Genomic DNA, 11,572 nt, shown 5'->3' with positions numbered 1-11,572 from the left:
GGCTGCTCCTACAGTCAGTGGCGCGCAACGCTAGTTATTGCTCGGCTTGTACCGGCACATATAGCAGTTGCAGGCGCTCGCTGCTCCACGCCCGGGTCTGGTTGGTCAGCGCCAGGTCGTTGTTCAGCTTTTGCCCATAGCTGGGCACGATCTGCTTCAGCTTGGCCTGCCATTCAGGGGTCTTGAGGCGGTCCTTGAAGGTCTTCTCCAGCACGGTCAGCATGATCGGCGCGGCGGTCGAGGCACCCGGGGAAGCCCCCAGCAGTGCAGCAATGCTGCCATCCTGGGCGGCGACCACTTCAGTACCAAACTGCAGCACGCCACCGAGCACGGGGTCCTTCTTGATCACCTGCACGCGTTGACCGGCCTGCAGCAGCTTCCAGTCTGCGTTCTTGGCGTTGGGGAAGTACTCGCGCAACGCATTCATGCGGTCATCGAAGCTGAGCATCAACTGCCCCATCAGGTACGTGCTCAGGTCGATGTTGTCGATGCCGGCGTTCACCATGGGCAGCACGTTGTGGCTGTTCAGCGAGGCGAACATGTCCAGCAACGAGCCCTGCTTGAGGTACTTGGTGGAGAAGGTCGCGAACGGCCCGAACAGCAACACTTGCTTGCCGTCGATCATCCGGGTGTCCAGGTGCGGGACCGACATCGGCGGTGCGCCGACCGAGGCTTTGCCATACAGCTTGGCCTGATGGCGTGCAACCACGTCCGGGTTATCCGTCATGAGGAATTGGCCGCCCACTGGGAAGCCGGCATAGCCTTCGGCCTCGGGGATGCCCGATTTTTGCAGCAGCTTGAGCGCACCGCCCCCGGCACCGATGAAGACGAACCGGGCGTTGACTGCCACTTCGTGACCGCCCTTGGCCAGGTCGGCCACCACCACACGCCAGGTGCCATCGTCGTTGCGCACGATGTCACGCACTTCGTGGCTGAGGTTCAGGGTGACGTTGGGGTTGCGGGTCATCGACGCGAACAGTTGACGGGTGATCTCGCCGAAATTCACGTCGGTGCCGATCGCCATGCGCGTGGCGGCGACCTTCTGCGCAGGGTCGCGGCCTTCCATCACCAGCGGTGCCCAGTGGCGGATCTGCTCATGGTCTTCGCTGATTTCCATGCCTCGGAACAGCGAGCTGTGCTGCAGGGCATCGACGCGTTTGTGGAGGAAGGCAATGTTGTCGTCACCCCAGACGAAGCTCATGTGCGGCACATTGTTGATGAACGACTTCGGGTTGCTCAGCACGCCTTGCTCGACCTGGTAGGCCCAGAACTGCTTGGACACCTCGAACTGCTCGTTGACCCCCACGGCCTTGCTGATGTCGATGCTGCCATCCTTGCCGACGCTGGTGTAGTTCAGCTCGCAAAACGCGGAGTGGCCGGTGCCGGCGTTGTTCCAGGCGTTGGAGCTTTCTTCGGCGACCTGGTCCAGGCGCTCGTAGACGTCGACCTTCCAGTTCGGCTCAAGCTCCGTGAGGTAAGTGCCCAGGCTTGCACTCATGATGCCGCCGCCAATCAGCAGGACGTCGACGGTCTTTTCCGGCTCCGCGGGTTTGGAGCAGCCGATGACGCTCAGGCAAAGGAGCGTCAGCAGTATTTTTTTCATTAGCTCAATCCAATTGATGTGAAGGATTGGCAGTCGTTGGCCCCGGCATGCACGCCCGGATGTTGTTGTTTTTTAGCTGGGTGTTTCGCGGGATCGGGGCACGATCGCCTCGGGCCGTGGCCCGGGCGCGCTTAAGCAGGGAATGTGCCAACCGGCCTTAGACCAATGGCTAAGGGGTGAGGCAGCGGGTCGCATGGCGACAATCCGCCACACTTACGCCAGGTTCGCTACGTTGATGGCGGATTTCCCCGGGGCCGCTGCGCGCCCCATCGCCGGCAAGCCGGCTCCCACACCGGCACTGGATTGCTTGAGACTTGCGCCATACCTGTGGGAGCCGGCTTGCCGGCGATGGGGCGCGCAGCGGCCCTGAACAGCAGGTCAGGCCGTCAGCCGCGACGTCACTTCACCCAACTGCCCCGACAACCCATGCAAACGCTGCCCAGCCTGTTCGGTCTGCTGCACCGCTTCCTGGTTGGTGGTGGCGATGCGGGTGATCTCGATCAGGTTGCGCGAAATATCCTCGGCCACACTGGTCTGCTCCTCCGCCGCCGTGGCGATCTGCCGGTTCATGTCGCGGATGGCCTCCACCGCCAAGGTGATGCGCTGCAACATCTGCCCGGCCTGCTGGACCTGCTCAGCCCCCTCTTCGCTGCGCTGCTGGCCACTTTCGATGGCTTTGACCGCTTCCACCGCGCCCGACTGCACCGCCTCGATGATCTGGTTGATTTCGGCAATCGACGCGGCCGTGCGCTGGGCCAAACTGCGCACCTCGTCCGCCACCACCGCAAAGCCTCGTCCGGCCTCGCCCGCGCGGGCTGCTTCGATGGCGGCATTGAGCGCCAGCAGGTTGGTCTGCTCGGCAATGCCACGGATGACTTCGAGCACCTTGCCGATCCGCGTACTGTCATGTTCCAAGTCGCGAATCACCGCCGCCGTGCCGGCGATTTCGCTGTTGACCACGCCAATGATGTCGATGGTCTGCTGCATCACCTGCTCACCAGCCTGTGCACTGTCGTCGGCATCATCGGCAGCGCGGGCGGCGTCGACGGCGTGGCGAGCCACTTCCTGGGCAGTGGCGGACATCTCATGCATGGCCGTCGCCACTTGGTCGGTGCGCTGGAACTGGTCATGCGTGCCGCGCGCCATGTCGGCGGCGATGCTGCGCAACTGGCCACTGGCGCCTTCCAGCTCTTGGGCGTTGTCCTGCAGCCGGCCGACGGTCTCGGCCAAAAAGTCACGCAGGGTATTGGCCGCCCGTGCCAAACGCCCCAGCTCATCCTCGCGGCGGCTGTCGACGCGGGCGCCGAAGCGGCCCTGGCTCAGTTGCGCGACATAGTCGATCAACTGGCGTATCGGTTCGATCAGGCTGCGGTTGATCAGCCACAGGCTGAGCAGGCCAACCAGTACCGCCGACGCCAGCATCACCAGCAGGCCCAGCCACACGGTGCGCTCGGCGCTGGCATTGATGGCCGCAGCCCGTTCACGGGCATCGCCGCGCAGTTGTTCGACCAGTTCGCTCATCTGTTCGCTGGCGGCACGGTCCACGCCCTTGACCGCCAGGTCGCCTGCTACCGGGTCGCCCCCTGCAGCGATAAACGCCTGGCGGCCCTGCGCATAAGCCTGGCCCAACTGCCGATGGCTATCTCGCAGCTGCTGCAAGGGGGCCTTGAGCCTAGTGTCACTGCTGTCGATCAATTGCCCCAGCAACTGCTGAACCTGCTGCTCGCGCGCCTGAAACTGCTGCCAATACTTGTCCAGCTCGGCGGGCTGGCGACCGCGCAACAGCACGTTCTTCCATTCCTGCACCTGGACCTTGAACTGCAGGTTGGCTTCATCGATCAATTGCGAAGCGCGCAGCGGGCCATCGACCAACTCGGCATAGCCACGCACGCTGGATGACAAAAACTGGAAACACACCAGGGCGATCAGCAGCATGGCCGCCAGGCTGCCGCCAAGCAGGGAGAGAATTTGCACTCTGAGGGATTTACGCAACATCGCGGATCTCAAGACCAGTAGGAAAGGAACAGCGCACACCGGCAGCGCTGGGAAAGACACTCCATGTCCTCGTAGGCTGGCGCGCAAAAAAAAGGCTGCCATCGTTCGATAGCAGCCAGCTTGAGCACTTGCGCAACAGTTGAGGCCAATAGTGTCAGGCAATTCCTACAGAAATGTTACAGAACCAAGACAGGCTAGCCTGTGGTGAACTGCAGCGAGGCCAGCCGGGCATACAGCGGGCTTTCTTCGATCAGCTGGCGATGTGTGCCCACTGCAACCACGCACCCCTTGTCGATCACCGCGATGCGATCTGCGTGCTGCACCGTGGCCAGGCGGTGGGCGATCACCAGCGTCGTGCGACCGGCCATGAGGCTGGGCAGGGCTTGCTGGATCAGGTGTTCGCTTTGCGCGTCGAGGGCGCTGGTGGCCTCGTCCAGCAACAGGATCGGCGCGTCCACCAGCAACGCACGGGCAATTGCCAAGCGCTGCCGCTGCCCGCCAGAAAGGCCAATGCCGCCCTCCCCCAGTTGCGTCTGGTAGCCCTGCGGCAACTGCTGGATAAACCCGTCGGCATGCGCACCACGGGCCGCTGCTTCGACTTCCGCCAGCGTTGCTTCTGGCCGGCCATAGCGAATGTTGGCCTCTACCGTGCCACGAAACAACGAAGGGTTCTGCGCCACCAGGGCGAACTGCCGGCGCAGCTCGGCGGGGTCGAGTTCAGTAATTGCCTGCCCGTCGAGCAGGATGCGCCCCTGCTGAGGGTCGTAAAACCGCAGCAGCAGGTCGAACAGGGTGGATTTGCCAGCGCCCGAAGGCCCGACCAGCGCCACGGTCTGCCCCGGCTCGATTGTCAGGCTCAGGCCGTCGATGGCAGCGACTGTGGGCCGTGACGGGTAGGCAAAGTGCACCTGCTGTAACTCGATATGCCCAGTCACACGGCCGTGCGGCAGCGAGGCCGCTACGTGGGGCGGCAGAATCGCACTGCGCGCCGCCAACAGCTCGGCAATGCGCTCGGCCGCGCCTGCGGCACGCTGCAGCTCGCCAATCACCTCGCTGAGGGTGCCGAACGCGCTGCCGACGATCAGGCTGTAGAACACGAACGCGGCCAGTTCGCCTGCCGAAATACGCCCGGCGATCACGTCCATGCCACCGACCCAGAGCATGACGCCCACAGCGCCCAGTACCAGCACGATGACCAGGGTGATCAGCCAGGCGCGCTGGGCAATACGCTGCCTGGCCACGTTGAAGGCCGCCTCGACAGTACCCGCGAACAGCTCGCGATCGAGCGGTTGGTGGTTGTAGGCCTGGACGGTCTTGATCTGCCCGAGGGTCTCGGCCACGTAGCTGCCGACATCTGCCACCCGATCCTGGCTCTGCCGCGACAGGCTGCGCACACGACGGCCAAACAACAGGATCGGTGCTAGCACCAGTGGCAAGGCCACGACCACGATGCTGGTCAGCTTGGGGTTGGTGATAAACAGCAGCACCACGCCCCCGATCACCATCAAGGCATTGCGCAGGAACATCGACAGCGAAGAGCCGATCACCGACTGCAACAACGTGGTGTCGGCCGTCAGCCGCGACTGGATCTCGGAGCTGCGGTTGTCCTCGAAAAAGCCTGGGTGCAGGCCCACCAGATGATCGAACACCGCGCGGCGAATATCAGCCACACAGCGCTCGCCGATCCACGAGACCAGGTAGAAGCGGCTGAACGTCCCTACCGCCAGTGCCAACACCAGCAGCAGGAACAGGCCTATGGTCTGGTTGAGTTGGTGCGCGGAACGGGTCATGAAACCCTGGTCCACCAGCAGGCGAATGCCCTGCCCCATCGACAGCGTGATAGCAGCGGTGACCACCAAGGCCAGCAACGCCAGCAGCATCTGCCGGCGGTACGGGCGAACGAACTGCCAACTCAGGCGCAAAGCGCGACGTTGACCTGCAGAAACGGATTCGGGCATGGCGGCAACCAAAACGGCGAGGATGCAGCAGACTACCACTCATCGGCACGCGAGGAGCGACCGAGGGTGGCTATAGCTTTTCGATCTAAACAGCCTCTGGAGCTTTAGCGCCGTTTCTGTTGGACTGTTTCTGCCGTGACGCCCAAGGGGCTGTCACTGGCCAGTCATCGCACAGGGTTACCCTGAGTTTGAACCTGATGAGGAGACCGATATGAGCTTGCAGCATGGCAGCGACACCGCAAAACCGCAGAACACTCCGCAACCTCAGGCGTGCGGTTCGATCATCGACGCCCAGGGGCGCGAGGTTCCGATCACCGAGCAGATGATCCAGAAAGCCTGCGAGAAGCTGGAACAAAGCCGGGTCGGAAAAGCCCAGAAGGGCTGATCGGCGAATTCATTACAACCCGGCGCGTGCGCCGGGTTTTTATTGCCCGTCACTCAGACCAACACCCCACCCAACGCACTGACCAACTGCGCCAGTTGCGGCGACTCGCCACGAATCCGCACCGCCAGCCCTTCGACCTCACGCCGCGGCGGATACTGCTTGCGCAACTGATCGAACGCCGCGCGCTGCTCGGCTGGGTCGTCGCTCAAGCTGCGGCGGAAGTCCGCGTCGTCACGGCGCGGGTCGTACACGGCGCGGCACAGGGTGGCCAAGGCCCAGGCCGGGTCGGTACTGGCATCGAGCTCGATCTGCGCCAGCGGCGGCTTGGGCAGCAGGTCGGCCAGGTTCACGCGCTCAGCTTGGCCGAGAAAACGGCACAGCGCCTGATAGATCTGCGCCGTGCCACGCTGCCGGCCATCAAGGCTGTAGCCGGCGATGTGCGGCGACGCCAGCGTGCACAGGTCGGCCAGTTGCAGGTCGACCTGCGGTTCGCCTTCCCACACATCGAGCACGGCGTGCACGTCTTCACGGTCCAACAGCAGCTCACGCAAGGCCGCGTTGTCCACCACCGGGCCACGGCTGGCGTTGATCAGCCACGCACCGGGGCGCAGCTGCGCCAGGTGCGCCTGGCCCAGCAGGTGCCAGGTAGGGTGCTCGCCGCCTCGCTGCAAGGGGGTGTGCAGGCTGATGACATCGCACTGTTCCAGCACCGTCTCGAGGCTGACGTAATCGCCCCCTTCGGCGGCCTGACGCAGCGGGTCACACACCAGCACCTTCCAGCCCAGGCCATGCAGTACACGCACCAGGCGGCCACCGACCTCCCCTGCGCCCACTACGCCATACGTGCGCGCGGGCAGCGCCACACCGTCCAGCTCGGCCAGGGTCAGCAGGCTGCCCAGCACGTAGTCCACCACACCGCGGGCATTGCAGCCCGGCGCGCTGCTCCAGTGGATGCCCGCCTCGGCAAAGTAGTCCAGGTCGAGGTGGTCGGTGCCGATGGTGCAGGTTCCGACAAAACGCACCCGGCTGCCTTCGAGCAGTTGGCGGTCGACCTTGGTCACCGAACGCACCAGCAGTACGTCGGCGTCCTTGACGCTGGCGGCATCGAGGCTTCTGCCCGGATAGCGGCGGATCTCGCCGAAACCTTCAAAGAAGGCATCGAGCAGCGGAATGTTCTCGTCGGCAACTATCAGCATGGCGCTCTCCTGTCAGGGGAACGCAGTGTAGGCGCTACGCGCGGCGTGTTCCAGAGCGGCTCAGTCGGCTTTCTTGCGGATCCAGTACAGGAAGGTGCCCGCATCCTCTTGCTGCTGCAGCAGCTCGTGGCCGAGGAAGTTGCAGAACTTGGGGATATCGCGGCGGGTCGACGGGTCGGTGGCGATGACCTTGAGCAGGCCACCAGCAGCCAGGTCCCGGACGTGCTGGTGCAGCATCATCACAGGCTCCGGGCAGTTCAGGCCGGTGGCATCGAGGACGGCGTCGGGGGTGAAGTCAGTCATGGGTGGCTCCAAAAATGATCGTCATTGTCGCGCATCGTGCGGCGCGGACCAAGGGCCACGCGCCGCCCCTGCACTCAACGCGGCTTCAGGTCCAGCCTACGCAGATGGCAGGTCACTTCCTCACGGTCGTGATACAGCTGCTTGCAGGCGATCGAAACCCGGATCTTGCGCGCCTTGAACGTGGCTTCCATGCGGTCGAGCAGGCGCCGCACTTCGGCGTAACGCTGCTTCATCGGCAGTTTGAGGTTGACCACCGCCTCGCGGCACAGGCCTTCCCCCAGCCAGGTCTCGATCAGCGAAGTGGTCCGCGCCGGCTTCTCGACGATGTCGCAAACCATCCAGTCCACCGGCTGTTTCGGCTGCCAGGTAAACCCATCTGCCATCAGGTGCTGGACCAGCCCGGTGTCCATCAGGCTTTCGGCCATCGGGCCGTTGTCGATGGCGGTGACCAGCATGCCGCGGCGCACCAGCTGGTAGGTCCAGCCACCCGGCGAGGCGCCGAGATCGACCCCGGTCATGTCGTCGCCCAGGCGCTGCTCCCACTGCTCGCGGGGGATGAACTGGTGCCAGGCTTCCTCCAGCTTGAGGGTTGAACGGCTGGGCGCCTCACGGGGAAACTTCAGGCGCGGGATGCCCATCGGCCAGAGGGCGCTGTTGTTGCCTGCGGCCAGGCCAACAAACACACGCCGGCCGGTGATGAAGGTCAGCAACAGCCGCGGGCGGCTGGCGTCTTCGACCAGGCGGCCAGCCTTTTCCAGGGCCTTGCGCAGGGGCACTTCGAACTTGCGGCAGAACGTCGACAGTTCCTTGCCGTCGTTGCTGTCGAGCACTTCCAGCCACAGGCTGCCGAACACAGGCAGGTCGGCCAGGTGCTCCAGCAACACGCTGATGCGGTCGCTCTCTGGCAACTCGACATAACCGCCACGGGCCCACTGACGCGGGAAAATCAGCTCAGCGAAGCGCAGTTCCCCCATCAGTCGCTCGGCGCCGTTGGCCTCGGTGCAGACAAACTCGGCGCTGGCGCTCTGCGGTTTGCCTTTGGCATAGCCGGCAACCCCCAGGCGGGCAGCGTGTTCGCTGATTTCGGCGCAGACCTCGCCCTCGAAACCGGGCCGGCAATGCATGAACAGGGTACTCATCTCTCACTCCACTACGGCGGGCGCGCAACAGGCGCCGGCAGGGCGGCGATAATAAAGGAAGTTCGGAACCTGCGACACGTCCCGCCGGTCCAGAAAAGGGTCAGCCAAGCCAAACCGGTCTAACCTGACCATTCAGCCAGGTCCGTACCGTGCGGATCGAAACAGAGCGGTGACACCGGCAAACACCCGATTTGCCGGGCACCGGCGCAGAAGGAGTTGGCAATGCCCTCGCTCGATAGCCTGAACACGCTCAAAACCCTCAAGGTCGATGACCTTACGTATCACTATTACAGCCTTACCGAGGCCGCCCGCCAGCTGGGCGACCTGCAACGCCTGCCCATGTCGCTGAAAGTGTTGCTGGAAAACCTGCTGCGCTGGGAGGACGGCAAGACCGTCACCGGCGACGACCTGTGCGCCATCGCCCAATGGCTGGAAGCGCGCCGCTCCGACCGGGAAATCCAGTACCGGCCGGCCAGGGTGCTGATGCAGGACTTCACCGGCGTGCCCGCCGTGGTCGACCTGGCCGCCATGCGTGCCGCCATGGCCAAGGCCGGTGGCGACCCGCAGCGGATCAACCCGCTGTCGCCGGTCGACCTGGTGATCGACCACTCGGTGATGGTCGACCGCTACGCCACCCCGGAGGCCTTCACCCAGAACGTCGACATCGAGATGCAGCGCAATGGCGAACGCTACGCCTTTTTGCGCTGGGGCCAGAACGCCTTCGACAACTTCCGCGTCGTGCCGCCGGGCACCGGAATCTGCCACCAGGTCAACTTGGAATACCTGGGCCGCACCGTCTGGACCCGCGACGAAGACGGCCGCACCTACGCCTTCCCAGACACCCTGGTCGGCACCGATTCGCACACCACCATGATCAACGGCCTGGGCGTGCTGGGCTGGGGCGTTGGCGGCATCGAGGCCGAGGCGGCCATGCTTGGCCAGCCGGTGTCGATGCTGATCCCGGAAGTGATCGGCTTCAAACTCACCGGCAAGCTGCGTGAAGGCATCACCGCCACCGACCTGGTGCTGACCGTGACGCAGATGCTGCGCAAGAAGGGCGTGGTGGGCAAGTTCGTCGAATTTTACGGCGACGGCCTGGCCGACCTGCCCCTGGCCGACCGCGCCACCATCGCCAACATGGCCCCCGAGTATGGCGCCACCTGCGGCTTCTTCCCGGTCGACGAGGTGACGCTCGACTACCTGCGGCTTTCTGGCCGCCCGAAGGCAACGGTGCAACTGGTCGAGCAGTACTGCAAGGCACAAGGCCTGTGGCGCCTGCCAGGCCAGGAACCGCAGTTCAGCGACACATTGGCGCTGGACATGGACGAGGTCGAGGCCAGCCTGGCCGGGCCCAAGCGCCCTCAGGACCGCGTCGCCCTGGGCCAGGTCAGCCAAGCGTTCAACCACTTCATCGAACTGCAGCCCAAGCCGCTGGCCAAGGAAGTCGGCCGCCTGGAAAGTGAAGGCGGCGGCGGTGTGGCGGTGGGCAACGCCGACCAGGCGGGCGAAATCGACTACAGCCACGCAGGCCAGACCCACACCCTGCGTGATGGCGCGGTGGTGATCGCCGCGATCACCTCGTGCACCAACACCTCCAACCCGAGCGTGATGATGGCCGCCGGGCTGGTGGCAAAAAAGGCCCTGGAAAAAGGCCTGCAGCGCAAACCTTGGGTCAAGAGCTCGCTGGCCCCTGGCTCCAAGGTGGTCACCGACTACTTCGAGGCCGCCGGGCTGACGCCGTACCTGAATGAGCTGGGCTTTGACCTGGTGGGCTATGGCTGCACCACTTGCATCGGCAACTCCGGCCCGCTGGATGAGGCGATCGAGAAAGCCATTGGCAGCGCCGACCTGACCGTGGCCTCGGTGCTTTCGGGTAACCGTAACTTCGAGGGCCGCGTGCACCCGCTGGTCAAGACCAACTGGTTGGCGTCGCCGCCGCTGGTGGTGGCCTATGCCCTGGCCGGCAGCGTGCGCGTGGACCTTACCCGCGATTCACTGGGTACCGGCAAGGACGGCAAGCCGGTGTACCTGCGCGATATCTGGCCCAGCCAGCAGGAAATCGCCGCCGCCGTGGCCAAGGTCGACACTGCGATGTTCCACAAGGAGTACGCCGAAGTCTTCGAGGGCGATGCACAGTGGCAGGCCATCGAGGTGCCGCAAGCGGCCACCTACGTCTGGCAGGACGCGTCCACCTACATCCAGCACCCGCCGTTCTTCGACGGCATTGGCGGGCCGCCGCCAGCGATCAAGGACATCCAAGGGGCACGCATCCTGGCCCTGCTGGGCGACTCGGTCACCACCGACCACATCTCCCCGGCCGGCAACATCAAGGCTGACAGCCCTGCCGGGCGCTACCTGCGCGACAAGGGTGTGGAGCCGCGGGACTTCAACTCCTACGGTTCGCGGCGGGGCAACCATGAGGTGATGATGCGCGGTACGTTCGCCAACATCCGTATCCGCAACGAGATGCTCGCGGGCGAGGAAGGCGGCAACACCTTGTACGTGCCCACGGGTGAAAAACTGTCGATCTACGATGCCGCCATGCGCTATCAGGCAGACGGCACGCCGCTGGTGGTGATCGCCGGTCAGGAATACGGCACCGGCTCCAGCCGCGACTGGGCCGCCAAAGGCACCAACCTGCTGGGGGTCAAGGCAGTGCTGGCGGAAAGCTTCGAGCGTATCCACCGTTCAAACCTGGTGGGCATGGGCGTGCTGCCGTTGCAGTTCAACGCCGGGCATGATCGTAAGCAACTGGCGTTGACCGGCAAGGAGCAGATCGATGTGCTGGGCCTGAACGACGCGCACATTCGACCCGGCATGAGCCTGAAACTGCGCATCACCCGTGAGGACGGGCAACATGAGCAGATCGACGTGCTGTGCCGGATCGATACCTTGAATGAGGTCGAGTACTTCAAGGCCGGGGGGATCTTGCATTACGTGTTACGTCAGCTGATTGCTGGGGGGTAGGTTTGACGGCGGTTCTGCGGCGCTCT

The 11,572-nt window shown here is 64.3% G+C and carries 8 protein-coding genes and 1 pseudogene; 2 read left to right on the top strand and 7 right to left on the bottom strand.

Annotated elements, in window-relative coordinates; all coding sequences use genetic code 11:
* Window positions 1-34: 34 nt before the first annotated feature.
* From mqo to AC5PZ0_RS28060, 4 genes and pseudogenes are all read right to left on the bottom strand, one after another.
* On the bottom strand, window positions 35-1,603 hold the full coding sequence (mqo, locus tag AC5PZ0_RS28075) for a malate dehydrogenase (quinone) (protein WP_027596643.1): 1,569 nt from the start codon (window positions 1,601-1,603) through the stop codon (window positions 35-37).
* Between the two features lie 378 nt (window positions 1,604-1,981).
* Entirely contained in the window at window positions 1,982-2,686 is a 705-nt protein-coding gene (locus tag AC5PZ0_RS28070) for a methyl-accepting chemotaxis protein (RefSeq protein ID WP_493856190.1), read from the bottom strand.
* 228 nt (window positions 2,687-2,914) lie between these two features.
* Window positions 2,915-3,025, bottom strand: a pseudogene (locus AC5PZ0_RS28065) (hypothetical protein); the annotation flags it as partial.
* 767 nt (window positions 3,026-3,792) lie between these two features.
* On the bottom strand, window positions 3,793-5,556 hold the full coding sequence (locus AC5PZ0_RS28060) for an ABC transporter transmembrane domain-containing protein (protein WP_265970217.1): 1,764 nt from the start codon (window positions 5,554-5,556) through the stop codon (window positions 3,793-3,795).
* A gap of 211 nt (window positions 5,557-5,767) precedes the next feature.
* Here AC5PZ0_RS28060 and AC5PZ0_RS28055 point away from each other — a divergent pair, with 211 nt between their 5' ends.
* Window positions 5,768-5,941: a PA1571 family protein gene (locus AC5PZ0_RS28055; RefSeq protein ID WP_172960377.1), complete on the top strand. Its 174-nt coding sequence runs from the start codon at window positions 5,768-5,770 to the stop codon at window positions 5,939-5,941.
* A gap of 53 nt (window positions 5,942-5,994) precedes the next feature.
* Here AC5PZ0_RS28055 and pdxB read toward each other — a convergent pair whose 3' ends face one another.
* The 3 genes from pdxB to rlmM all read right to left on the bottom strand — a co-directional run bounded on the left by pdxB (window position 5,995) and on the right by rlmM (window position 8,579).
* Entirely contained in the window at window positions 5,995-7,137 is a 1,143-nt protein-coding gene (gene pdxB, locus AC5PZ0_RS28050) for a 4-phosphoerythronate dehydrogenase PdxB (protein WP_265970216.1), read from the bottom strand.
* A gap of 60 nt (window positions 7,138-7,197) precedes the next feature.
* Window positions 7,198-7,440 carry a sulfurtransferase TusA gene (gene tusA, locus AC5PZ0_RS28045; protein WP_027596647.1) on the bottom strand — a complete coding sequence of 81 codons (243 nt, stop codon included), beginning with the start codon at window positions 7,438-7,440 and terminating at the stop codon, window positions 7,198-7,200.
* Between the two features lie 74 nt (window positions 7,441-7,514).
* Window positions 7,515-8,579 carry a 23S rRNA (cytidine(2498)-2'-O)-methyltransferase RlmM gene (gene rlmM / locus AC5PZ0_RS28040; RefSeq protein ID WP_027596648.1) on the bottom strand — a complete coding sequence of 355 codons (1,065 nt, stop codon included), beginning with the start codon at window positions 8,577-8,579 and terminating at the stop codon, window positions 7,515-7,517.
* A 222-nt stretch (window positions 8,580-8,801) separates the two neighbouring features.
* On the opposite strand from rlmM, the gene acnA reads away from it, so the two are divergent.
* Entirely contained in the window at window positions 8,802-11,546 is a 2,745-nt protein-coding gene (gene acnA / locus AC5PZ0_RS28035; protein ID WP_493856189.1) for an aconitate hydratase AcnA, read from the top strand.
* Window positions 11,547-11,572 lie beyond the last annotated feature (26 nt).

Source organism: Pseudomonas sp. 5.2 (assembly GCF_059025405.1).
Note: the sequence above shows the minus strand (reverse complement) of the source record. Positions and strands in the feature narration are given on the sequence as shown.

What these genes read in the sequence shown, in the direction of transcription:
- mqo (WP_027596643.1), bottom strand. Translation starts at nt 1,603, where the DNA reads ATGAAAAAAATACTGCTGACGCTCCTTTGCCTGAGCGTCATCGGCTGC.
- tusA (WP_027596647.1), bottom strand. Translation starts at nt 7,440, where the DNA reads ATGACTGACTTCACCCCCGACGCCGTCCTCGATGCCACCGGCCTGAAC.
- AC5PZ0_RS28060 (WP_265970217.1), bottom strand. Translation starts at nt 5,556, where the DNA reads ATGCCCGAATCCGTTTCTGCAGGTCAACGTCGCGCTTTGCGCCTGAGT.
- AC5PZ0_RS28070 (WP_493856190.1), bottom strand. Translation starts at nt 2,686, where the DNA reads ATGTCCGCCACTGCCCAGGAAGTGGCTCGCCACGCCGTCGACGCCGCC.
- AC5PZ0_RS28055 (WP_172960377.1), top strand. Translation starts at nt 5,768, where the DNA reads ATGAGCTTGCAGCATGGCAGCGACACCGCAAAACCGCAGAACACTCCG.
- acnA (WP_493856189.1), top strand. Translation starts at nt 8,802, where the DNA reads ATGCCCTCGCTCGATAGCCTGAACACGCTCAAAACCCTCAAGGTCGAT.
- pdxB (WP_265970216.1), bottom strand. Translation starts at nt 7,137, where the DNA reads ATGCTGATAGTTGCCGACGAGAACATTCCGCTGCTCGATGCCTTCTTT.
- rlmM (WP_027596648.1), bottom strand. Translation starts at nt 8,579, where the DNA reads ATGAGTACCCTGTTCATGCATTGCCGGCCCGGTTTCGAGGGCGAGGTC.